A 24,540-nucleotide genomic window follows, 5' to 3' on the forward strand; every position below is an offset into this window, starting at 1 on the left:
AAAATGGATAAAAAAATACTGATTATAGGTTTTGTCTGGCCAGAACCCGGTACAACGGCAGCAGGAGGTAGGATGCTACAGTTAATACATTTCTTTTTGGAACAGGGCTATCAGGTAACCTTTGCCAGTACTGCAGCTGAAAGTGAATTCTCTTATGACCTGAAGAATATTGGCGTAAGTACAAAGCTAATTTTACTCAATCATTCCAGTTTTGATATTTTCTTAAAAGATTTAAATCCAACTATTGTCCTTTTTGATCGATTTATGACCGAAGAACAATTTGGATGGCGTGTTGTGCTGAATACGCCTGATGCCATCCGTATTTTGGACACTGAGGATTTGCACTCGCTTAGACTAAGCAGACAGCTGGCCTATAAAAAATCGCTTTCTTTTACTACCCAAAATTGGTTGGGTCAAGACCATACAAAACGGGAAATAGCCAGTATTTATAGATGCGACCTAAGTTTGATCATTTCTTTGTATGAAATGGAACTACTGACCAGAACTATAAAAATAGATGATAGTCTACTTTTGCATTTACCCATGATGTATGATGCAATTGATGAGGAACAACGGAACAGTTGGCTCGATTTTGATCAAAAAAAAGACTTTGTGTGTATCGGCAATGGCAAACATGCCCCCAATATTGACGCCATACAAACCCTTAAAAGGGATATATGGCCTTTGATACGCCAAGAATTGACCAGTGCCAATCTATTTATCTACGGAGCTTATATGCCAGATAGCATTAAACAGTTGAACAAGCCGAAAGAAGGATTTTATATTATGGGACATGCCAATAAGGCCGGGGAGGTTATTTCCAAGGCAAGGCTAAATTTGGCTCCCTTAAATTTTGGGGCGGGCATAAAGGGTAAATTATTAAGTGGCATGCTAAATGGCACGCCCAGTATTACTACAGAAATAGGAGCTGAAGGAATTTGTCCCGATTTACCTTGGAACGGAATTATTGCCAATGACCCAGGTCATTTTGCCCAGGCTGCCATAAAATTGTATGAAAATAGGGAACAGTGGTCACAGGCCCAGCAGAATGGCATTGCCATCATCAATAGTTATTACAACAAAGCTGTGTTTCAACAAAAATTATCCAATAAAATTGAATTGATCAACAAGGATTTAGCCGTGCATAGATCGCATAATTTTGTAGGAGCCATGCTCTTACACCATACATTGGCCAGTACCAAGTTTATGTCCAAGTGGATCGAGGAAAAAAATGGCAGCTCGTAATTGAAGAAGACCCTCGTGCTATATTTTTTAAGCCCAATGGCTAGCTATGAACTACATCATAGGGTTGCTGTATTAAATTAGAGACCCCGCCAAAAAGGCCGGGATTGTTCCTCCATCGTATTTCAATGCCCTTACGGCTTTTGAAATTGGTGTCTTACGAATAAAGTAAAGTGTGTTATCTTTGATAACTGTTAAACCTTTTTTAGAATGCAGAAAAAAATTGATTGGGAAGTAGTTAAGGAATTTGAAGATATAACCTATAAAAAATGTGGGGGCGTTGCCCGTATCGCTTTTAACAGGCCTAATGTGAGAAATGCGTTTAGGCCCAAAACTACCAGTGAGCTTTATCAGGCTTTTTATGACGCCCAAGAGGACACCAGTATTGGTGTAGTCCTACTTTCTGGGGAAGGTCCGTCTACAAAGGATGGTGTATATTCTTTTTGTAGCGGTGGCGACCAAAAGGCTAGGGGACACAAAGGCTATGTTGGGGAAGATGGAATGCACCGCTTAAATATTTTGGAAGTACAGCGTCTAATTAGGTTTATGCCCAAAGTGGTCATTGCAGTGGTTCCTGGATGGGCCGTTGGAGGAGGACATAGTTTACATGTGGTCTGCGATCTAACATTGGCCAGCAAAGAACATGCAATCTTTAAACAAACAGATGCTGATGTGACCAGTTTTGATGGTGGTTATGGCTCTGCCTATCTGGCAAAAATGGTGGGCCAAAAAAAGGCGAGGGAAATATTTTTTCTTGGCAGAAATTATTCCGCTCAAGATGCTTTGGATATGGGAATGGTAAATGCTGTTATTCCACATGAGGAATTGGAAAATACCGCTTATGAGTGGGCCCAGGAAATTCTTGAAAAATCGCCCACTTCCATAAAAATGCTAAAGTTTGCTATGAACCTCACTGATGACGGTATGGTGGGGCAACAGGTATTTGCCGGTGAGGCAACAAGGTTGGCCTATATGACGGAAGAAGCCAAAGAAGGAAGAAATGCTTTTTTAGAAAAGCGCAAACCAAACTTTGGAAAGAACAACTGGATTCCCTAATTGTATGGATCCAACTTAAAAATATCCAAAACCTAAAAAACTAAAAAGAGCCTTGTCTTTTGGAACAAGGCTCTTTTACGAGAACACTATATGAAAATGAAAAATCTTTTATTTCTTTATTACATTACTAAAGTAGGGTAGAAGGCTTTTATGGGAAAACAATTGTTGTGAAGTAATAAAAAGTTGTGGTCTGTCTAGAGAAACTTGATACGAGCCAAAATAAAAAATAAAAAATTCGAGTAGTTAATACTAAAATATGGCATTCAAAAAAATACAGGAACAGTTAGAAGAAGCTTTGGAAGTGGTGGGATTAAAAGAACCTCTACCTTTTCAAAAGGCAGTCCTTTCAAAAATAAAAGGAGGATCCAGTATCTTTGGTATAGCTCCTGAAGGTGCCGGTAAGACCACCTCCATAATTATAAGTACACTACAAAAATTAAATTGTACAGCCTTTGAAGATGCCCCGCGGGCGCTCATCTTTGTACAGGATAAGGAATCGGCCTTAGCCTTACAAAGTGAATTTGAACGTTACACAAGGCGAATGGACCTGCGCATCTACCCCGTTTATGAAGAACACAATATAGATACACAGAGAAATGAAATTTTTGAGGGAGTTGATATTGTTATTGCTACCCCGAAAAGGTTGAGCAAGATTTTTTACCTCAACGGCATCAATCTAGGGAAACTCAAATTATTTATTGTGGAAGATGCTGAGTTCTTATTCAAAGCCAGCCCTTTTTCAGATGTGATTCGAATCCCAGAAAGTTTGGATCGCTGTCAATATGCAATTTTCTCTACGAAATTTGATGCCCGTATGGAACGCATGCAAGAATTGTTTATGGCAAACGCCCAGATTGTTGAAGTAAAAGAATAATTAGCGGGCCTTTTCTATAATTGATCCATATTAAATTTATCAATTACGACTAAAAATGCCTTAAACTAAAAAGAGCCTTATCTTTTAGGACAAAGCTCTTTTACGAGAACACTATATGAAAATGAAAAATCTTTTATTTCGTTTTTATTACACTACTAATGTATAGTGAGTTGTGGACTGAAAGAAATAAATGTTGGGAAATGGCCTTTTTCTGTGGTGAAAGTTCCATTTGTTGATATTTTGATCCTTTTACTCTTCAAAAAACAGGACGCTACGCATGTAAATGCATAAAAAAGAATCAAACTTAAGGGGATAAATATTCCAAAATACAAGGATTGGGCCTCCTACTAAATGTCTATAGTTATTAAAATACTATCATATTATTCTTTTTCATTGGTAAGCTGCGTAGAACTGGGATCTCTGCCCAAAAGCCTCTTTACGAACTCTAATACTACCAGGTTCCAAATCAGAAAACCTGACATAATCTTAAAGAAAAGGAATTAGGTCAAAAAAAGAAGAGCTTTTCTATAGTGAACCATTACAATTGTTTTACAGGTACAAGCATACACTTTTTATTTTTTTAATTTATCTTTAATCCTATCTATCTCTCCATTAAATTTCAACAGCACAGGTTGAGTTATCGAAAGTGTATGAAAAATTGGTTGACGTTTTTAATTTTGTGGTTTGTTTTGCCATTTTATGCGCAAACTTCTGAAAACACTATTTCGGGAAGAGTGACCGATGTATGGGAAGTTCCCATACCAAATGTAAATATTTTGCTCAAAGACACTCAACGTGGAACACAAACTGATGAAGGCGGATGGTTCTCCCTAAATGCACAAGCCAATGAGGTTTTAGTGTTCTCTTCCCTGGGATATGGTAGTTATGAACTTGTTCTTACGGAAACGGAAGAGATACTAAAAATTGTCTTATCGCCAATGGCAACTGAGTTGGATGAAGTGACCTTAAAGAAAAGGAAACGAAAAACCCAAAAAGACATTTTGGCCGAATTCCCCGAAAACACAAATCTGGTCAAGACCTCAAGAGGTGTTTTAAACAAAGACCGTTCTTCATCATCTTTTCAGGTTATCAGCGGTAAGGATTTGGTAGCGACAGGACCTGATTTTTTGACTTCTTTGTTATCCTATAGCCCTAGTATGAGGGTTGTTCGAGTGCCTGAGGTAAAGGTTTATTTGCGTAGAATAGCCTATTCCATGTATGATTCCATCGGGACACCTCCGAAAGCCATTTTTGATGTGGATGGGTTCATCCAAGAAACTGCACCTACGTATCTATCATCACATGATATAGACCGTATTGCCATACTTGAGCGTAATGCTGCGATTTCCAGATATGGACCTATGGGAGTTGGAGGGGTCATTGTAATCAACACCAAGGCCACTACCCAAGTGGATTACAGTGGAGATGTTAGGCAGTATGATAATTCCGCTTTACGGGACAGTCTAAATGAACTGTTTATAGACCAAAGTAGGAATGCGCCCATACCACCTGATTAAATGAAAGCTTTTTGGAAGATTTCCTAATAAATTATACGTGCTTATTTTAACGAAGCGAAATTATCAATATTTAATTTTGCTTTTATCCGGTTGTTCCATTTAACCAAACCTTCATAGTCACTACCGTCACGAGTTTCCTTTTCTATTTTTTTCACTTCGGATGAAGCCCCCTTGTACATGTCATCATAAATTAATTTTGCCTCATCAAAGGTCGTATTCTCCGTAATCCGGGAAGCGGCCAATTGTCTATAAACCTCATAAATATCAAAAATGATATTGAAATAGACCAGCTTATTTTTTGTACGCTCATAGCTGAATTGAGAGGAATCGATATCCAACAAAGTTCGGCTCACTATTTTTGTAATCCCATTTTCACCTTTATAACTATCCACCATATAACAGATGTTAATATTGTCTTTGTCTTTTTGGGAAGGTTTGCTTTGCATCTGTTGAAATGGTGAATCGTAGGCTATTCCTGTTGTTATATTGGCACCTGGGGTATTGCCCAAGGTACCTTTTCCTTTTTCTTCAAAGGCTAAATCATGTAAATGCCCCCAATTAAGCCTGCGACCTTGCAGCCATGAAAGTACCGTGGGCCTTGTATATTTTAAATCATCCAATGGGATGTAATTATTAAAATTAATCAAGAATCCATTTTTTTTCATGAAGTCCATCGACCTGTTTTCATTGATACTTTTGGGAAATTGGTAGTTGGTCTCCCAAAAATCATTGGATGCCTGCAAGGCGATCATTTTGTCATAATCGTTGTTAAAAGGAATCGCCTTGGTAAAATAGGGGTCTTCAAAGAATGCATCGTAATCAAAGAAATATAGAAAAGTGCGTGAATCGATGATTTCTGATACATTTTTAGATCTGTAACCCATTTGAAAGTTAAGTTCCAGATACTGGATCTTTTCTGGCTCCATAGGGTTAAAAACAATGTTGAGCTGAATCTCCATCGGGGTAAGTACTACATCTGGGTTGATGGAGGCCAATGCATTTGTTATGGGATCAACCGCCGAAAGTTCTATTTTTTTGATCATCAACAGGTCAGGGTCCACCAACATTTTACCATTAAACAATCTACCATTGGCCACTTTGGGGGAAAACGAAATGGATACTTCCTCCTGGCTACAAGTAATGCAATCATCAATTTTCACATCGTATATTCTTTCAATGGCATTAAAGCTCAAATTCCCTGGATAATCCGGTAATATTTGTTTGGAGGCCCCAAAAAGTTGAAAGTCGCTCAAAATTTTGGTGTTGTCCAAGCTATAGAAGGGGAATGATCTGTTTTGCCCAAACCGTCCACTTTTTACCCTGAGGTCCAAAATACCTTTTGCTAAATTTTGCTCACTGTTGTAGAAGCCTTCTACATGCTCGATCGGAATATTTCTTGTGGAGGATATCATGGTCAGAAAGGCCTTGCTGACGGAAGTATTTTTACTCTTTCGGTAGACTTCTATAATCTTGCCCAATAGTTTATAGGGGTAAACCTTGTCTTGGCCGGCAGTCAGCACAACCTCTTCCAAAACTGAAACATCCGTTTCCAATTTAAGTTTGGATTCATTCTCAAAATAAGATAATACTGTTTTTTTTGTTTTAAACCCTAAGTGTCTTACCTCAAGTGAATCCTTCGAAAAAACACTATCCACCGCGAACTTACCATCCTCATTGGTTATAGTAGAATGTGCTTTTGTGCCATAAATCCTTATAGTACAATAAGGCAATGGTTCATTTGACATGCTGTCGTAAATAAAGCCTTCAATTTTAGACTGGGCCAAACTTGTTGAGCCAGTAATAATTATCAAAAAGAAAATGATTTTTTTCATTCCGATTACTTCGCCGTTAAAAGATTATTCACACTAAGTTAACCGTTTTATTTTTATGACGTGATTTGATTGGCGGTTTATTCCTTAGCTTTTTTTAAAGGAATTTGTAGTAATTTTTGTTATGAAGAATGTACCTCTAATATCTAAGTTTTGAAAGCGGTTATCAAGGACTCCACTTATTCCTAAATAAAGGGTTAAATTTATTCCACTCAAGTTTTCGATTTGGGAATGAAATGTATTTAAGGGAATATTATGTTTCGAAAAGAAAATTTAGGAATATATAGTCTACGCTTGCCCCATACAAGGTTGTGCTGAACATTTAATTGGTTTACAGAATATATGGTATTAATAGGACCCTGCTTGGGTCCGCCTTAAATTATTCAGATAAATGGCAGATTTTGAATTATTTGAACCTAAGAATTGGTTAGAACTGCAAGAATACTTATTCAATGAAAAAGACAATAAGATCGATAGGTTTCGTTCTCCTTATGCCTATAGAGGAGTCTATAATGCCCAATTTGGATTAGAGACCAGTCTCCAAAGATTGGGAAGAATACCTTCTAAAGTTGAAGGTACAATGATCAGAAACTTTAAGAAGTACTCGCCGATAAACACCTTGATCGATGATTATAATAACCTCTGGAACTGGATATCCTTGGGACAACACCATGGGCTGCCTACAAGGCTAATTGACTGGACCCACTCACCAAATGTTGCATTACATTTTTTAACGGAGGACATGAGTACTTATAATGTAGACGGAGCCATCTGGATGGTAAACTATGTAGCACTAAGAGAGCACCTCCCGGACGAGCTAAAAACACCCATTTTGAGCAAGGATATATTCTATTTTAGCTCCATGGAGCTGAAAGAAACTATTGGTAATTCCATAGAGGAACTATATGATTTTTCAAGTAGAAACACAAATACCATGGTGTTTTTCGAGCCACCTTCCCTTGATGATCGCATAATTAACCAATTTGCACTTTTCTCATTTATGTTAGATCCGGATTCCAGTCCATTGGACTGGCTTAAAAACCATCCCAAATATTTAAAAAAGGTCATTATCCCATCAGGATTAAAGTGGGAAATAAGGGATAAGCTCGACCAAGCAAATATTTCTGAAAGGATCATATATCCTGGCTTAGAGGGAATTTCCAAATGGCTGAAAAGGTGGTATAGCGATAAGAACAAGATCAAGTAATTTTACAGGTTTTTAATTCAGAATTCGCAAAAAATTAAGAAAAAATAAAGTCAGACCGATTTAGGCGAAAAATACTTAAAAGTTTATAATTGATATTTGGCCTGTTGCTAATCAACAACTAATACTTATAAATTAAAATTTTGTCCTATTTTAGGCGTGAGGGGGGGGTAGATCCATAATTGCAAAGTATATCTCCTAAGCTAAGGGGGTCGTGAATTATTTACTAGTCATTAATCTGAAACTCCTTATTCTATTGGTCAATTATGCTAAAAAGTATGATGTGAAATATTTAAATAGAAAACTAGAGACTAAAAAAACGACGTTGACAAAATATTTCATTTTGTCCGCCATACTGATTTTCTTGTTGGCCTGTCAGAACAAAATAGAAGATGACCCATATATTTGGAAAAAACTTAAGGTAACGGCCACTGCCTATAATTCTTTTCCTTCCCAAACCTCCGCAATACATCCAGGGATAACTGCTTGGGGTGATTCTATAAAACCTGGTATGAAAATAATTGCCGTATCAAGGGATTTAATTCCTTTGGGATTGGATTACAATACCCCTGTTAAAATACAGGGCGATACCAGTATTTATTTGGTAAAGGATAAGATGCATTCCAAATGGAAAAATCGCATCGACATTTACATGGACGAGGATAAAGAAAAGGCCTTAAAGTGGGGGAGAAAAAAAATAACCATCCACTATGGGGTAAAAAAGGACTCCATAGAAATAAAATGATCTTGTATCTTTATTCTATCAGTTTATATTCCAAAAAAATAATGAAAATCATCATCCTACTATGTGCCCTATTCCTAGCCATATCTTGTTCCGTAAATCGGGAAATAATTGACCGACCCATCATTTTTGATCAGGAGCGCAATAATCTCACCTTGGAATATCTGTCCGACCATTATGGGCTTGTTCAAGATACACCTACTATAGAGCCTAGAATGGTAGTATTGCACTGGACCGTAATTCCAACCTTGGAAAAATCGTATCAGGCATTTGAGTTACCTACTTTACCAGATTGGAGACCAGAGATAAGCGCGGCCAGTGGATTAAATGTATCCTCCCAATTTCTGGTTGATCAAGATGGTACCATATATAGGCTAATGCCCGAAACTACTATGGCAAGACACGTAATTGGTCTAAATCATTGCGCTATTGGGGTTGAAAATGTTGGAGGAACAGGAGATACAAAACTTACTAGGGCACAATTAAGGTCCAATAAATGGTTGGTGAAATATTTAAAATCCAAATACGATATCGATTACCTTATAGGCCACTACGAGTATACCTTTTTTGAAGATCATGACCTATGGTTGGAAAAAGATCCAGGATATAGGACGGTAAAGACCGATCCTGGTGAGAAATTTCTAAGAAGAGTAAAAAGAGCCTCCAAAAAACTTAATTTTAAACCTACACCGGCAGCAAAATAATATGATGATATCTAATAAATTTACCCTAATCCTTTGTTTTTTGATAGTATTTTCAGGCTTTGGGCAAGAAAAGGATTTTACTTCCAGTATATATGCAAGCTATGAAAAATATAAGGAATCTTCTTTGGACAAAAGAAGGTTAAAACATACTGACATACAGCCCCTAATAAATAAATTAGCCAACATTCCCAATTTTAAGGTGGCGGTGGTAGGTAAATCCATTGAAGGGCGCAAGCTTTCCTTGATCAGTATAGGAACAGGTCCGGTCGATGTTTTTCTATGGTCGCAAATGCACGGCGATGAACCCACGGCCACTCAGGCTATATTTGATATTTTTAATTTCTTAACCAGTACCGATTTCAAGAGCGAAAAAGAGAACATTCTAAAAAATCTAAAGCTGCATTTTTTACCCATGCTGAATCCGGATGGCGCAGAAATCTACCAGCGGAGAAATACCTTGGGCATAGATATCAACAGGGATGCTCTCGCATTGCAATCGCCAGAAGGAAGGACCTTAAAAAAAGTACGGGATAGTTTAAATGCAGATTTTGGATTCAATTTACACGATCAAAGTACTTATTACAACGCGGAGAGAACGAACAAGCCTGCTACTATCTCGTATTTGGCTCCTGCCTTTAATTATGAAAAGGACATCAATGAGGTACGTGCCAATGCCATGAAGGTCATTGTCTACATGAATAGTATAATTCAAAAATACGCGCCAGGCCAAGTAGGACGTTATAATGACGATTTTGAACCGAGAGCCTTTGGGGACAATATTCAAAAGTGGGGTACAAGTGCCATTTTAATAGAATCCGGGGGATATAAAAATGACCCTGAAAAACAAGAGATAAGAAAACTAAATTATGTTTCCATACTATCGGCCATTTATAGTATTGCAAAAGGCAACTATAAAAACATACCGCTTGAGGGTTATGATAAAATTCCAGAAAACGACCGTAAACTGTTCGATCTAAAACTCAATAACCTTACTTACAATTTGCTGGGCAAAAATTATGTGTTAGATGTGGGCATACACCAGTTGGAAGTGGATGATGCGTTGCACCAAAATTATTACAACAGCAGTAGGGTAGTAGACCAAGGAGATCTTTCTACTTATTATGGCTATGAAACTTTGGAAGGAAAAGGATTCACAATGACTGCTGGAAAAGTATACCCAAAAACCCTGCCCTCTTTAGAAGAGGTTTCAAAGCTAAAGGTGATAGATCTATTGAGGTCGGGATTCACCTATGTTAGGGTGGAAAATATTCCGAAAGACAAAAGCTCTATAGCGCTACCCATCAACGTCATAGGCAAGAACTACAAGGTTCCGCAATTTAATATGCGGGTAGGTATTATCCCAAATTTTTTACTGGAACAACAGGGCAAACCCCGATATGCTATTATCAATGGATTCCTGATCGACCTAAAAACGGGGGAAGGTAATTTTAAAAATGCCTTGATTTTAAGGTAGTTCTAATACCCGAAAGAGATGCGCAAATTATCTCCATAAATAAGTATCCAGTAGAGCATTACAAATAGAATGCCGACTATAGAAATGAATATGGTAATGGCTAGGCCTTTAAACCAATTGGATAGCTCGCTTATAGCGCTATATTGAAAAATGTCGTTGATTACAACCATGATGTTTTATTTTTAAATGATACAAAATTTAATTTTTAGTATGCATTATGAACATTGGTAGGTTGGGGCTGTTATTAGTAAAACAACTATCGCGCCAAAAACCCTACTTTTCGTTTATTATATGCGCTTTAGCATCTATGGCCACTTATCACAAATAGGACTTTTGACTGGCGATTGTTCGGAAGCGTTTATCAAAAAGTTAAGTTATCCTACTGGGCCACTAAAACAAAAGTAATTGGATAGTTTTGTTTAAATTGGGCTGTTTTATGTTCTTTTTTCATAAACAGCAATAGTTAAAGCATTTTAGTAAGGGCAAAATATAATATCAATAGTCACCAATATCAATTTACATGACAAGTAACATTCGTTTTTTTTTAGCACTTTTTTTATTGTCCATTCAATTAACGTATGGTCAGGAAACACATCAATTTAAAATACACTCCCATAACGACTATCTTCAAAACATGCCATTCTGGGATGCCTATGCACATGGGGCCAACTCTATTGAAGTAGATGTTTTTTTGAAAAATGACACCTTGTTTGCTACCCATGACGAAAAGGACATCATTAATAACCACACTATTGAAAGTCTGTATTTAAACCCGCTGGAGAAGGTATTGGAATTACAATTGGGAAAAACACAGGAATTACAGTTGTTGATCGATATAAAGTCTGAAACCTATTCCACACTAAAGCAGATAGTCTCGGTTTTAGAAAGGTACCCTAAAATAACGGATAACCCCAACATTAGGATGGTTATATCGGGGAATAGGCCCAAACCTGAAGAGTATAAAGATTATCCATCGCATATTATGTTCGACTATCAAAGTCTGGACAATATTCCCAACAGCGATGCTTGGACAAAAGTAGCCTTGATAAGCCTTCCTTTTCATAAATTTTCTAGATGGAACGGAAAGGGTAGATTAACAGCCGAGGACCTGCAAAAGGTTAAAGCAACCATAGACAAAGCCCATAGTTTTAATAAACCTTTCCGTTTTTGGGCCACTCCCGACTCAAAAACAGCTTGGAAGGCCTTTAATGATTTAGGTGTGGATTATATAAATACGGATATGCCGGACAAAGCCTCTGCCTATTTACAAACTTTAGGGAGTCGGGTATATTACAACAAGGCCAAATCTGAGATATATACACCAACCTACAAATCCGATCAAACGGAAAAACGCGTTAAAAATGTCATATTGCTCATTGGAGATGGCAATGGGCTCACCCAAATTTCATCATCGGTACTGGCCAATGGGGGAAATCTCACCCTAACTCAATTAAAAAGTATAGGTTTTATTAAGACGCAATCCTCGGACGATTTTACTACGGATTCTGCTGCGGCAGGTACGGCATTGGCTACTGGCACAAAAACCTACAATAGATCTATTGGTATGGCCACTAATGGTAACCCTCTGCTTAATATAACCGAACTATTACATAAGCATCAATTTGTAACTGGCTGTATAACTACCGATAAAATTGTGGGTGCTACCCCAAGTTCTTTCTATGCCCACCAAAAAGATAGGGATGACATTGAAGGTATTGCCAAAGACCTTTTAAAGAGTAAACTATCCCTTTTTGTTGGGGGAGGGGAGTCCAATTTTAACCAGGAACAATTAGAGAGACAGGGGTTTTCAATTTTAAAAAGTGTACAAGAAATAGGAGGCAGCAAGAAAGATAAAATTGGATTGTTTATCGCAGAGAACGACGTACCCAGCTTTTTGGAGGGTCGAGGAAATATATTGGCAGAAGCCACAAAAAATGGACTTCAATTCCTAAATGCGAAGAACCAGCCTTTCTTTTTAATGGTGGAGGCCGCACAAATAGATTCATACGGGCATAAGAATGAGGTTTCCGGAATAGTGACCGAAGGAATTGATTTTGATGTGGCTATAACCGAGGCCATTAAATTTGCCGATAAAACCGGAAACACCCTAGTGGTAATTACAGCGGATCATGAAACATCAGGATTTACTATGCCACAGGGAAATATGGAAAATAAAATGATCGAAGGCGATTTTACTACCGATGACCATACGGCAACCATGGTTCCCATTTTTGCCTACGGCCCACATTCACAGGAATTCCAAGGCGTCTATGAAAACAGCGACGTTTATCACAAAATTCTCCAGGTCTTGGATGTAAAGGCATCCCAGAAATAAAAATCTTTAAAAATCAAGGTTAAAAATAAACCCCCGATGCTTGGCATCGGGGGTTTATTTCTATAATACTTCAATTACCCTTAGTCTTACAAGGAATCTGCATCCAATAAGGCAAAAAACTTATCCAGGTTTGGAATAATTACAATTCTGGTACGTCTGTTTTTGGCCATATTTTCCCTATTGTCATTTTCAACCAATGGCAAATAGCTACTTCTTCCCGCAGCGATCAAATTAGCAGGATCAACATTGTACTTAGTTTGTAAAATTCTAACAATGGAAGTGGCTCTCTTAACACTTAGGTCCCAGTTATCCTGAAACATTGCCGTACTAATCGTCTTAGAATCCGTATGCCCTTCCACCATTACTTCCATGCTTGGTTCAGAGTTGATCACCTCGGCCAATTTCGCCAAAATATTGTTAGCTTTACTACTTACTCTGTAACTCCCTGAATTGAACAATAGTTTATCAGAAATATTGATCATGACCACTGTTTTGTCGATATCAACAATTACATCATCATTTTCATCAGAAATAGATTTCTTTAGATTATAAGAAATAGCAAGGTTCATGGAATCCTCCATAGTTTTTGCCTTGGCCAATTCACTAGGGTCAATTTTTGCCAAAGTAGCCCTCATTTTTTGTTTTGTGTTGTTGCTCATTACAGCGACATCACCAATACTACTAAATTGAGAGTCATTTATTTCTTGTAAAGAATTTATTTTTTCGTTGTACTCTGTCACCCTCGCTTCAATTTTAGAGACTTTGGATTCCAATTCCTCTTTCTCTACTCGGGTTTTTGTCAACATGCTCTGGGTGTTGGATAAATCACCTTCAAGTGCTACATATTTTTTCTTAGATACACAGGAGGCCAATACTACCATTCCCATCAAACCAACTAATATTACTTTTTTCATTTCTTTTTGATTAAAAAATTTACAAATAGTTTTCTGTAAGGTTATACGGGCATATAGCGGAAAAAGACGTTTTAATTTAAAGAAAAGTTAATAAAAAAAAAGAGCATCAAATTAATTTGATGCTCTAACTCATTGATTAAAAGTTACTTAATGGCTTCTATTGACAACCTCCTGTGAATCCTTTTGCGTTAAATTTAGTTTGTACAGCACCTTGTCTGTTGCCTTCCTTAACTTGAATGGCCAAGTTGTTGTCACCACTTCCATCACGTTTTGGACTACAGTATTCAAAAAGGTAAAAACTATTCGCCTGTTCGGAAACCCTAAAGGAAATATCGTTGAAAGTAGTTTCCAATTGCTCTTTATTACCTGCAAATACGCTAAATGTCTTCCCTATTTTTCCCAAAATATCAGCATCGATTTCCGCGCCTAATCCAATACTAAAGAAGGCTATGTTCTTGTTGGCATTGTCCACTTTTTTCAAAGCGGCAGTTTGGGTATAACGGGACGCCTGATCGGTTCCATCTGTAAAAATAACAACAGAGGCAGCACCTATACGATCATTGGTAGTACTTGCTGCCAATAATTTTTCTGCCTTGTCCGTAGCCTTAATTACAGCCCCATATAAATCGGTAGACGGATCATTGCTAATATTAGCATTTATACCCTGAATGGAAGTAACTAAATCCTGTTTTACATGGGTAAGGTCATTTAACACATGTAGTTTATCTTCTCCGTCAAACCAATAAATGGCCATTTTAAAGGATTCTGTGTCTACATCGGGCATCACATTGTTCACAAAGCTTGTGGAAGCCATTTTTAATTCCTCCATACTACTACTCAAAACACTGTTACTTAAATCCAATACTAAAATAGTATTGTTGTTGAATATTTGTGAATTGGGAGAAATCCGAGCAAAAGATTCAGAAGTAGAAATAGTATTAAAGCATGCATCATTCCTACCTTGCTCATAAATTGTAAACTGACTTGCCTTAAGCCCTGGAACAGGGTCTCCGTCCGTATCAGAAACCTTAAAAAAGATAGATACCTTACCCGGTAAGGTTGTAAATTGATCTTGGATGGATAAAACCAATTCGCCATCACCTAAATTTAAACAATCATCTACTGGCTTTCCAAGACCCAAATCCCCTCCGGTATTTACGCCATATTTCACATCATCATCCGCATTACCACATGATACAAATAAGGCAATGCCAAAGCATAATGCCGCCAATCTAATATATAATTTCATTTTCATAATTTTTAACGTTCAACTAGCAGAACGATCAAATCTATTTAAAATTATAATAAAGTATAAATTGGGTGTTAATATTTGTTAAAGACTTTATTCACATTTTTACGGCAGCTTTCATACCCACTCAATTATGAAAGATATTAGGCTCCATTAAGTTTGTTAGGAAGATCCACTAATTATCATACCTACTGATTATTAGACCATTGTACACGGATTCAATAAACCTGATACTTGGTCAACCATAATTCAATAAAATAAAAGGACTGAAAACTTTGGTGCCCCAAGGTAACGAACACTAAATTTTTGTATTTTACACTATACTTTGGAAGTTAAAGCTTGGATTCGCCATGAATATACATTATTGTACAGATTATGAAAACATGAGTCAGATGGCTTTTGATTCGCTATTATCCCTATTAAAGGACAAGCCAGAGCAGCTGATCTGTACCGCAACGGGACATTCACCCACTGGGCTCTATGAAAAATTAGTGAAATCGCACAAAAGATCCCCGAAAGTATTCAAGGAATTAAAGATTATAAAATTGGATGAATGGGGAGGGACCAATGGTGACTATCCCAATACTTGTGAGCATTATCTTCAAAAAAATCTTTTGGAACCCCTAGATATTCCCAAAAGCAATTATATTTCTTTCGACAGCAGCCCAACTGATGCAAAAAAGGAATGTGACCGTATGGATAACGAAATTCAGGAACACGGCCCAATAGACATCTGTATTCTAGGCTTGGGGAAAAATGGACATATTGGTTTTAACGAACCCTCCAAAATATTGTACCCAGATTGCCATATTGCGGATTTAAGTGCCTCTTCACTAAAACATCCCATGGCTAATAAAATGATGACCAAGCCAACCTATGGTTTAACCTTGGGAATGGCCAATATTTTAAAGTCGAAAAAAATTATTCTTCTTGTAACAGGGCCCAATAAAAAAAAGGCCATAAAACGATTGTTGAACAAAGAAATAACCACTGCATTACCAGGCTCCTTTTTATGGTTACATCCAAATGTGGACTGTTATTTGGACAGGAGCTCCCTATGAATTAATTTATTGGCTAAAATATTAGCTGACATCTACATTTGTGTTAATACATGGTGTTTAAAGGGAAAAGACCATAATTTTGTATGAAATATCCCCTTAACAAACTGTTAAATTAATTCATTCTTTCCCTAAATTTGGTAACTTGTAAGGTATTACTTTTATCAACTTAAAACATCAACTATGCCAATATACAACATCAAAGTAAATGGAGTTTACAAAAGTGTAGATGTTGCGGAAGACACCCCCCTGTTATGGGTGTTACGCGATCATTTGGATTTGGTTGGAACAAAATTTGGCTGTGGTATTGCCCAATGCGGCGCATGTACTGTTCATTTAGGGGGCAATGCTATAAGGAGTTGTTCTTTACCGATAGCCTCGGTAGCCGAGCAGGAAATCACCACTATTGAAGGGCTTTCAGATGATGGAAGCCACCCGGTACAGGTGGCCTGGAAGGAAATAGATGTGCCTCAATGCGGTTATTGCCAAGCCGGACAAATAATGACGGCTTCTGCATTTTTGGACAAAAATCCAACTCCCACTTCAGACGAAATAAAGACAGCCATGCATGGTAATATATGCCGATGTGCCTCCTATACTAGAATTCATAGGGCCGTTGAAGTTGCTGCTGCCAAAATAGGGTAATCCGTTCCCAGGGGAACATTAAGATTACCATATTCGCTTACCTCTAAAAAATATATCCTTGAAATATTAAGGATAAAAAAACTAAAATATTATGTCAACATCATCAATAACTTTTAACAGAAGGTCGTTTATTAGGACTTCATCACTTGCCAGTGGTGGACTGCTAATAGGTTTTAACCTATTTACGGCCTGTAAGCCTAAAGTGCAACCACCTGTAGATATTTCCCAGTTAAATTTTAATGATTTCAACGCCTTTATAAAAATAGCAGATAATGGTGCTGTAACCTTGTTTTCCCCTAATCCTGAAATTGGTCAGGGCGTAAAAACAGCTATGCCCATGCTTATTGCAGAAGAATTGGATGTTGCTTGGGATCAAGTTTATGTGCAACAGGGAATTTTGGACACCGAAAATTACACCAGACAGCTTGCAGGGGGTAGCCAATCGATCCGACACGGATGGGAGCCTTTGAGACAGACCGGAGCCACGGCTCGACAAATGTTGGTGAATGCCGCTGCTGCCAAATGGGGTGTAGATCCATCGGAATGCACTACCTCGGAAGGGGTAATCAGCAATTCCAAAGGAGAGACCTTGGGATATGGCGATGTAGTCAAGGAAGCGGCATCCATGGAAGTTCCGGAGGGGGTAACCCTCAAGGAGCCAAAGAATTTCAAGATTATTGGAACCGATGCCACAAATGTGGATATTGACAAAATTATTACCGGAAAACCCCTTTTCGGATTGGATTATAAGGTAGAAGGAATGGTTTATGCCAGTGTTTTACGACCTCCAGCCTTTGGTCAAATATTGGATTCTTATGACGATAACAAAGCCAAGGCAATGCCTGGTGTTATCGATGTAATTAGAATAGGGGAGAAGGCAAAAGAACTTTCAAAAGAAGGTGTTGGCAACTGGACAGTGGCCATGAGCAAGAGCGATAAAGTTGTGGTCATTGCAAAGACTACCTGGGAGGCGCTTAAAGGCAAGGAAGCTATTTCGGCCCAATGGATCGATGACGCTGTTATGGAAAGTACCGATTTCCAGGATAAACAATTACTGGGATTATTGGACGGAAAGGAATTTAAGACCTTAAGAAAGGACGGAGATATTAATAAAGCCTTTTCACAAGCTGATAAAATATTGGAACGGACTTACGAATCTCCTTTCTTGCCACATAACTGTATGGAACCTATGAATTTTTTCGCCAATGTTACAGCTGAAAAAATTCATTTGGTAGGTCCTGTACAAACGCCTGAATTTGCGGCTACCGCAGTAGCAGGCATGCTCGGAAGGGACATTAAGGACGTTCATTTGGAAATGACCCGTATGGGTGGAGGATTTGGAAGACGACTTTATGGCGATTTTGTATATGAAGCGGCCGAAATTTCAAATGCCATAAGTAAACCTGTAAAGCTGGTATTTTCCCGTGAAGATGATATGACTGCAGGAACTTATCGCCCAGCCATAAAATATAGAATTAAGGCTGCCATAAAAGAAGGTATGGTATCGGCATACTATTTAAAGGAAGCCGCCATTAACGGGAACATGTATGGATTAATACCTAATTTCTTCCCTGCCGGGGCCATAGAGAATTACCAAGTAGATGTAGCCAACTATCAAAGTAATATAACCACAGGGGCATGGAGAGCACCTTATACCAACTTCTTAGCTTTTGCCGAACAAAGCTTCTTCGATGAACTGGCGGAAACCATGGAAGTGGATCGCATTCAATTACGTCTGGATCTATTGGAAAAAGTAAAAGGCACCACGGACGAGCGTATCGAATATTCTCCTGAACGCATGCAAAATGTAATCAAAGTAGCCGTGGAGAAATCAGGTTGGGGCAAAAAAAGTGATGGTGTATACCAAGGTTTCGCCGCCTATTATTGCCATAACTCCCACGTAGCTGAAGTTGCCGATGTTGAAATTGAAAACGGAATGCCTATCGTTAAAAAAGTGACCTGTGTGGTGGATTGCGGAATAGTCGTTAATCCGTTAGGCGCCAAAAATCAAATAGAAGGGGGTGTAATAGATGGTGTAGGTCATGCTATGTACGGTGATCTTACTTTTGAAGACGGGAAACCGCAATCACAGAATTATGACAAATACCGCTTGATCCGAATGGGTGAAATTCCTTTGGTAGAATCCCACCTGATTCAAAATGAAATAGCACCAACGGGATTGGGTGAACCAACATTACCTCCTGCCGGAGCGGCTGTAGCCAACGCCCTAAAAGCAGCTACAGGTAATAGATTTACCCAACAGCCTTTTTCTAAATTCCCGGAACTAATGCAGGTACCGGCAAAAGCTATAATAGGATAAATATGACAATATTACTTTTTGGTGTTACGAAGGACATTATTGGTAGTTCCACATTGTCCATGCCAAGCTCAAGCGAATTTGGAGTGAAAAAATCCAAGACCGTTAAAGAACTTAAGGACTACTTGGGTAAAATGTACCCTGAGCTAAAAAAATTATCATCTTTGGCCGTCGCAGTAAACAATTCTTATGCAAATGATGACATCATAATCGATAATTTTGATGAAATTGCACTTATTCCGCCCGTAAGTGGTGGATAAGTAAATAAAAAAGTGGATTAATGCTGATAGACAATCACAATAGAAAAATAAACTATTTACGGTTGGCGGTAACCGACCGTTGCAACCTGCGCTGCAACTACTGTATGCCTTCGGAGGGAATAAATTTTGCTAAAAAAGACTCCCTCTTTACCATTGAAGAGCTCTGTAAACTGAGTAAAATAATGGTAGGGCAGGGGATAAATAAAATTAGGATTACCGGCGGCGAACCTTTTGTTAGAAAGGACCTGATGATTTTATTGCGCCAACTTTCCAATTTAAAGGGGTTACAGGATATTTCTATAACCACCAATGCTACATTGATCGGCCCGCATATAGAAGAATTAAAAGCGCTGGGCATCAAGAATATCAATGTTAGTATGGATGCTATCGACAAAAACACCTTTGAACGGATTACACGAAGAAATCAGTATGAAACCGTCTATAATAATTTGGTGAAATTAATTGCAGAAGGTTTCAATGTTCGTATTAATTTCATTGCCCTTGAAAATCAGAATACCCAAGATATCATACCTATTCTCGAGGTGATGAAGCATTACCCCGTATCCGTTCGCTTTTTGGAAGAAATGCCATTCAATGGCGGCAGTAAATCCTTTAACACCATTGCCTGGGACTATAAAAAAATATTGAGCCATATCCAGTCGGAATACCCCGATATTACCAAGTTGGAATCTCCAAAAACCTCTACCTCCATCAATTACAAAATAAAGGGGCACAAAGGTACTTTTGGCTTGATTCCTTCCTTTACCAGAACCTTCTGCGGCAGCTGTAATCGCTTAAGGATATCTGCGACAGGGGATGTAATTACCTGTCTGTACGGTAAACCTAGAATGAACCTTCGGGAAGTTATGCGTGGGGAAAATGCGGAAGAAAAAGTTAAAGCGCATATTCTCAACGCCATTGGCAGCAGGGCTAAAACTGGGTTTGAGGAACAGGAAAAATATGACGGAATATTTGAAAATTCAATGACCTCTATTGGCGGATAATTCGTTCTGACCCATACCCTGAATAATCAAGGTATAGGACAGAACCTATAAAAATTAAAATACACATAATGAGCTCCACTAAAATATATGGTCTAGTACTTACCGGTGGAAAAAGTACCCGAATGGGAACAGACAAAGGGTTGATAGCATATCACGGTGTAGCACAACGTGATTACCTTTACAACCTCCTACAGCAGGTATGCGATAACACCTATATGAGCATTCGCGAAGAACAGTCATCGGAATTCACTGAAAATCAGAATCTTATTATTGATCAAAACAAATTTAAGGGCCCCTACAACGGACTCCTAAGTGCCCACAATTTTAATCCAAATGTAGCTTGGTTGGTATTGGCCTGTGATCTACCACTAATGGACCTGGACGCCCTTGAACAATTAATCGGCTTTCGGAACCCAGACAAAATGGCCACCGCCTTTGCTACAAGGGAAAGTGGCTTGCCAGAACCGTTGTGTGCCATTTGGGAACCTTCGGGATTACAAAAATCATTGGACTATTTAGAGAACGGCCCTGGTACCTGTCCGCGTAAATTTTTGATCAATGAAGATATTAAATTGGTATTTCCAGAGAACGAAGAAGTATTATGGAACGCAAACTTCAAGGAAGATTATGAAAAAGTATTGCTAAGACTAGCTCCAAATTAAAGGAACCAAAGACCCACAGAAATTATAACAATCGGATTGTTTTTTACAGATGAATTTCAATAGATACCAGAGACAGACCATTTTAAAGGATTTTGGACCTGATGCCCAACAAAAGCTCCAAAATGCTAGCATCTTGGTCATTGGAGCCGGCGGATTAGGTATCCCTGTACTCTTATATCTTAATGCAATGGGGGTAGGGACTTTAGGAATTGTAGAGCAAGATATTATTGAAATCACCAACCTACAACGACAAGTGTTGTATTCGGAAAAGGATTTGGGAAGGTCGAAAATAGAAGTTGTATTGGAGCGATTAAGGATGCAAAATTCCACCACCCACTTTAAAACATTTGATACATTTCTTACCAAGCATAATGCATTGGAAATTATTTCTCAATTTGATGTCGTAGTAGACGGTTCAGATAATTTCCCTACGCGCTATTTGATCAATGATGCCTGTGTGATTCTAAAAAAGCCATTTGTTTCAGGTGCCATACAAGGCTTTGAAGGCCAGCTTAGCGTTTTTAATTACCAAGGTGGCCCTACCTATAGATGTTTGTTTCCCAATATGCCTACACAAGCCGAAATACCAAATTGTAACGACAATGGGGTGTTGGGTGTCATTCCAGGTATTATAGGAAATCTTCAGGCTTTGGAAGCCGTAAAAACGGTTACAGGTATTGGCGAAATATTAAAAGGTAAATTACTATTGTTCAATGGTTTAAATCAATCCTATCAAACCATTACATTTACCCTTCAACCAGAGAATTTAAAGTTGGATAAACTTCAAAAATCCTATGGCGTAGCACTTTGTGAAACAACTGTTGGCATCAATGTGGAGGAAATTGAGAAGAAGTTAAACGCTGGCCATTCTCTACAGGTAATCGACGTAAGGACCGAAGAAGAATTTGAAAATTTTTCTTTAGCTCAAGTTAAAGCAGTAAATATTCCCTTGGATGAGTTAAAGGGACGAATTAAGGAATTGGACCTACAAATTCCGATCTATTTACTTTGTCAATCCGGAAAAAGGAGTAAAATTGCTGTAAGAATGTTAGAAGAATTGAATCCTAACCTTGAGTTATTTAATATCATAGGCGGAGTAGATAGGTTTCTAGCCCATCATTAGTAAAACTAGTATTATTTGGGCCCCAGCGGTCTGCAAATTAGAAAATATGGCCTTGCATTACAACCTAGAGCGATTGGGATATTATTTTACCTCACCCAGAATTGCTGAAAAAAGCAGTTCTGACCTCTCCAAAGGAGAGGTGAAATAATATTGGAAACCCGTATACGCAAACAGAATCATAGCAAAACGATCTTTTAATTTTTAGATTAAAGCTGATTAAAACAACAGAACGATATGGCCAACCATTACGACTTAGAACAATTGGGATATAGGAAAGATGATATTCTTTTAATTATTCATGCGGATGACGCCGGACTTTCCTGCTCGGAAAATGCGGCTACTATAGAAGCTTTGAAAAAAGGGATTGTAAATTCCTATAGCATTATGGTTCCATGTCCATGGTTTGGAGATATGGCCAATTTTGCCAAACAACACCCTCAATATGATTGTGGTATCCACCTAACCTTGACCTGCGAATGGAAACATTATAAATTTGGACCTGTACTGCCTTACTCTGAAGTTCCTAGCTTAGTAGATGCCCAAGGTTTTTTTCATGCTAAAAGGGATTTGGTAAAGAAATTTGCGAAGCCACGGGAGGTTAAAAAAGAACTGAAAGCCCAGATTGATAGGGCATTAACTGCCGGAATTGTACCAACCCATTTGGATTCCCATATGTACACCCTTGGGCTCACTACAGCACTTCTGGATATTTACAGGGAATTGGGATCGGAATACAAGCTGCCAATTTTCTTAAGTGACCAGTTACTGGAAGGTGTTGGCAATCCTGATTCGCTACAGGAATCGGACAACATGGTACATAAAGTATATATAGGCAATTTTGATGCTATGCAAACCAAGGGCTTAGGGGATTTGTATGCCCAATTTATCAAAAACCTGAGTGCTGGACTAAATGTAATTTTGATCCATCCGGCTTTCGACAATATGGAAATGAAACAAGTCTGTGTGGACCATCCCAATTTTGGTTCCCAGTGGCGACAAATGGATTTTGATTTTTTTACCAATCCCCAGACGGCAGCTCTGCTTAAAGAAAGGAACATTAAACCCATAACTTGGAGAGAAATTCAAGGGACAACCCTATAACAAATCTCCTATTAATTGTAACTTGTGTTCCATGATTTCCTTTAAAGACGCTTATCAAAAAGTTTTAGATCTCCGCCAGGATTTTGGCAACGAACAGGTTCCCCTTGAACAAGCTATGGGGAAGGTTCTTGCCGAAAATGTTATGGCTGATAGAAATTTCCCTCCTTTTAATAGGGCTACCAAGGACGGAATTGCTATTAATTACGATGCCATTGAAAAAGGGCAGACCTCCTTTAAAATAGAAGGCGTATTGGCAGCAGGAATGCCTTCCCAACTTTTAACAAACACAGCCAATTGTACTGAGATAATGACCGGGGCAGTGGTGCCTGAAAATGCCGATACCGTGGTCATGTACGAACATTTGGTCATAGAAGATGGTTGGGCCAGTCTAATAAAAAACCCAAAACAGGGGCAAGACATTCATCTAAATGGAAGCGATCAGAAAAAAGGTGATCTAATCCTAGCAAAACATTCGATCATATCAGCAGCTGAAATTGGCGTATTGGCGGCAGTGGGCAAAGCTTCTGTTTTGGTAAGAACGCTACCAAAGGTGGCCATTGTCTCTACAGGGAACGAACTGGTAGAGGTACAAGAAACGCCATTACCCCACCAGATACGCAAATCCAACATCCATACCCTTTTCGCAGCCTTGTCAGAAGAGGGCATCGTTCCAGACAAACTCCATCTCCCAGATGAAAAAGCGAGTATTAAAAAAGCACTTAGTTCCACTTTAAAGGCGTATAACGCGATCCTATTAAGTGGTGGGGTATCCAAGGGTAAGTTCGACTTTATTCCACAGGTGATGGAAGAATTGGGGGTAGAAAAAATATTTCATGGCGTATTTCAAAGACCCGGTAAGCCGTTTTGGTTCGGGATTCAAAACGAAACTAACACAGTGGTCTTTTCCTTTCCAGGAAATCCAGTTTCCACCTTTGCCAATTACAATGTCTATTTTAAGGATTGGCTTAAACTATCCTTAGGTTTACCACTCCCAAAAATTGATGTTATTTTAAAGGAAACAGTAGAAGCTAAGGGAGATTTAACCTTATTGTTGCGGGTTAAGCTGGAGTTTAATCGCGGGCATTTATTAGCATCCTTGGTAAAGGAGAATGGTTCTGGTGACCTGTGTAGTTTGGTGAATACTGATGGATTTATTGTGCTTGAACCGAAAAATGAACTATACGAAGTAGGGGAGTTGGTTCCTTTTGTTGCGACCAGAGATTTATAATT

The 24,540-nt window shown here is 38.4% G+C and carries 22 protein-coding genes; 18 read left to right on the forward strand and 4 right to left on the reverse strand.

Annotated elements, in window-relative coordinates:
- The first annotated feature begins 3 nt into the window (after window positions 1-3).
- The 4 genes from CWD90_RS06210 to CWD90_RS06225 all read left to right on the forward strand — a co-directional run bounded on the left by CWD90_RS06210 (window position 4) and on the right by CWD90_RS06225 (window position 4,689).
- A complete protein-coding gene (locus CWD90_RS06210) occupies window positions 4-1,245 on the forward strand; it encodes a glycosyltransferase (RefSeq protein ID WP_103475068.1) in 1,242 nt (413 codons plus the stop codon).
- A gap of 207 nt (window positions 1,246-1,452) precedes the next feature.
- A complete protein-coding gene (locus CWD90_RS06215) occupies window positions 1,453-2,298 on the forward strand; it encodes a 1,4-dihydroxy-2-naphthoyl-CoA synthase (RefSeq protein ID WP_239986474.1) in 846 nt (281 codons plus the stop codon).
- 256 nt (window positions 2,299-2,554) lie between these two features.
- The gene (locus tag CWD90_RS06220) at window positions 2,555-3,172 is read left to right on the forward strand and encodes a DEAD/DEAH box helicase (protein ID WP_103475069.1); all 618 of its coding nucleotides are present in this window, start codon (window positions 2,555-2,557) and stop codon (window positions 3,170-3,172) included.
- Window positions 3,173-3,822: 650 nt separating this feature from the next.
- Window positions 3,823-4,689 carry a carboxypeptidase-like regulatory domain-containing protein gene (locus CWD90_RS06225; RefSeq protein WP_103475070.1) on the forward strand — a complete coding sequence of 289 codons (867 nt, stop codon included), beginning with the start codon at window positions 3,823-3,825 and terminating at the stop codon, window positions 4,687-4,689.
- Window positions 4,690-4,730: 41 nt separating this feature from the next.
- Here CWD90_RS06225 and CWD90_RS06230 read toward each other — a convergent pair whose 3' ends face one another.
- Window positions 4,731-6,521, reverse strand: a complete 1,791-nt coding sequence (locus tag CWD90_RS06230; RefSeq protein WP_103475071.1) for a carboxypeptidase-like regulatory domain-containing protein — start codon at window positions 6,519-6,521, stop codon at window positions 4,731-4,733.
- Window positions 6,522-6,909: 388 nt separating this feature from the next.
- On the opposite strand from CWD90_RS06230, the gene CWD90_RS06235 reads away from it, so the two are divergent.
- The 4 genes from CWD90_RS06235 to CWD90_RS06250 all read left to right on the forward strand — a co-directional run bounded on the left by CWD90_RS06235 (window position 6,910) and on the right by CWD90_RS06250 (window position 10,642).
- Complete coding sequence (locus tag CWD90_RS06235) at window positions 6,910-7,725, forward strand: FRG domain-containing protein (RefSeq protein ID WP_103475072.1); 816 nt, start codon at window positions 6,910-6,912, stop codon at window positions 7,723-7,725.
- Between the two features lie 322 nt (window positions 7,726-8,047).
- Entirely contained in the window at window positions 8,048-8,467 is a 420-nt protein-coding gene (locus tag CWD90_RS06240) for a 3D domain-containing protein (RefSeq protein ID WP_239986475.1), read from the forward strand.
- 41 nt (window positions 8,468-8,508) lie between these two features.
- Entirely contained in the window at window positions 8,509-9,168 is a 660-nt protein-coding gene (locus CWD90_RS06245) for a peptidoglycan recognition protein family protein (RefSeq protein ID WP_103475073.1), read from the forward strand.
- A gap of 40 nt (window positions 9,169-9,208) precedes the next feature.
- On the forward strand, window positions 9,209-10,642 hold the full coding sequence (locus CWD90_RS06250) for a M14 family metallopeptidase (protein ID WP_449371718.1): 1,434 nt from the start codon (window positions 9,209-9,211) through the stop codon (window positions 10,640-10,642).
- 2 nt (window positions 10,643-10,644) lie between these two features.
- On the opposite strand, the gene CWD90_RS22985 is transcribed toward CWD90_RS06250, so the two are convergent.
- A complete protein-coding gene (locus CWD90_RS22985) occupies window positions 10,645-10,812 on the reverse strand; it encodes a hypothetical protein (protein ID WP_157941170.1) in 168 nt (55 codons plus the stop codon).
- A 350-nt stretch (window positions 10,813-11,162) separates the two neighbouring features.
- On the opposite strand from CWD90_RS22985, the gene CWD90_RS06255 reads away from it, so the two are divergent.
- Window positions 11,163-12,977 carry an alkaline phosphatase gene (locus tag CWD90_RS06255; protein ID WP_103475074.1) on the forward strand — a complete coding sequence of 605 codons (1,815 nt, stop codon included), beginning with the start codon at window positions 11,163-11,165 and terminating at the stop codon, window positions 12,975-12,977.
- Window positions 12,978-13,063: 86 nt separating this feature from the next.
- Here CWD90_RS06255 and CWD90_RS06260 read toward each other — a convergent pair whose 3' ends face one another.
- Together CWD90_RS06260 and CWD90_RS06265 are read right to left on the reverse strand one after the other, a co-directional pair.
- Window positions 13,064-13,891 (reverse strand): OmpA/MotB family protein, encoded by an 828-nt coding sequence (locus CWD90_RS06260; protein WP_103475075.1) that lies wholly within the window; start codon window positions 13,889-13,891, stop codon window positions 13,064-13,066.
- 157 nt (window positions 13,892-14,048) lie between these two features.
- The gene (locus tag CWD90_RS06265) at window positions 14,049-15,140 is read right to left on the reverse strand and encodes a vWA domain-containing protein (RefSeq protein ID WP_103475130.1); all 1,092 of its coding nucleotides are present in this window, start codon (window positions 15,138-15,140) and stop codon (window positions 14,049-14,051) included.
- A gap of 350 nt (window positions 15,141-15,490) precedes the next feature.
- Here CWD90_RS06265 and CWD90_RS06270 point away from each other — a divergent pair, with 350 nt between their 5' ends.
- The 9 genes from CWD90_RS06270 (at window position 15,491) to CWD90_RS06310 (ending at window position 24,538) form a co-directional block, all read left to right on the forward strand.
- Window positions 15,491-16,201 carry a galactosamine-6-phosphate isomerase gene (locus CWD90_RS06270; protein WP_103475076.1) on the forward strand — a complete coding sequence of 237 codons (711 nt, stop codon included), beginning with the start codon at window positions 15,491-15,493 and terminating at the stop codon, window positions 16,199-16,201.
- 180 nt (window positions 16,202-16,381) lie between these two features.
- Window positions 16,382-16,843 carry a (2Fe-2S)-binding protein gene (locus CWD90_RS06275; RefSeq protein WP_103475077.1) on the forward strand — a complete coding sequence of 154 codons (462 nt, stop codon included), beginning with the start codon at window positions 16,382-16,384 and terminating at the stop codon, window positions 16,841-16,843.
- A 91-nt stretch (window positions 16,844-16,934) separates the two neighbouring features.
- Window positions 16,935-19,163, forward strand: a complete 2,229-nt coding sequence (locus CWD90_RS06280; RefSeq protein WP_103475078.1) for a xanthine dehydrogenase family protein molybdopterin-binding subunit — start codon at window positions 16,935-16,937, stop codon at window positions 19,161-19,163.
- A gap of 2 nt (window positions 19,164-19,165) precedes the next feature.
- Complete coding sequence (locus CWD90_RS06285; RefSeq protein ID WP_103475079.1) at window positions 19,166-19,420, forward strand: MoaD/ThiS family protein; 255 nt, start codon at window positions 19,166-19,168, stop codon at window positions 19,418-19,420.
- Between the two features lie 20 nt (window positions 19,421-19,440).
- Window positions 19,441-20,424: a GTP 3',8-cyclase MoaA gene (moaA, locus tag CWD90_RS06290; RefSeq protein ID WP_103475080.1), complete on the forward strand. Its 984-nt coding sequence runs from the start codon at window positions 19,441-19,443 to the stop codon at window positions 20,422-20,424.
- Window positions 20,425-20,492: 68 nt separating this feature from the next.
- Window positions 20,493-21,086, forward strand: a complete 594-nt coding sequence (locus CWD90_RS06295; protein ID WP_103475081.1) for an NTP transferase domain-containing protein — start codon at window positions 20,493-20,495, stop codon at window positions 21,084-21,086.
- A gap of 49 nt (window positions 21,087-21,135) precedes the next feature.
- The gene (locus tag CWD90_RS06300) at window positions 21,136-22,209 is read left to right on the forward strand and encodes a HesA/MoeB/ThiF family protein (protein WP_103475082.1); all 1,074 of its coding nucleotides are present in this window, start codon (window positions 21,136-21,138) and stop codon (window positions 22,207-22,209) included.
- A 234-nt stretch (window positions 22,210-22,443) separates the two neighbouring features.
- Window positions 22,444-23,310, forward strand: coding sequence for a polysaccharide deacetylase family protein (locus CWD90_RS06305; RefSeq protein WP_103475083.1), 867 nt, complete (start codon window positions 22,444-22,446; stop codon window positions 23,308-23,310).
- Between the two features lie 31 nt (window positions 23,311-23,341).
- Window positions 23,342-24,538, forward strand: a complete 1,197-nt coding sequence (locus tag CWD90_RS06310; protein WP_103475084.1) for a molybdopterin molybdotransferase MoeA — start codon at window positions 23,342-23,344, stop codon at window positions 24,536-24,538.
- Window positions 24,539-24,540: the final 2 nt, after the last annotated feature.

It is taken from the genome of Arenibacter catalasegens, from assembly GCF_002909235.1.
Classification (GTDB): Bacteria; Bacteroidota; Bacteroidia; order Flavobacteriales; family Flavobacteriaceae; genus Arenibacter; species Arenibacter catalasegens.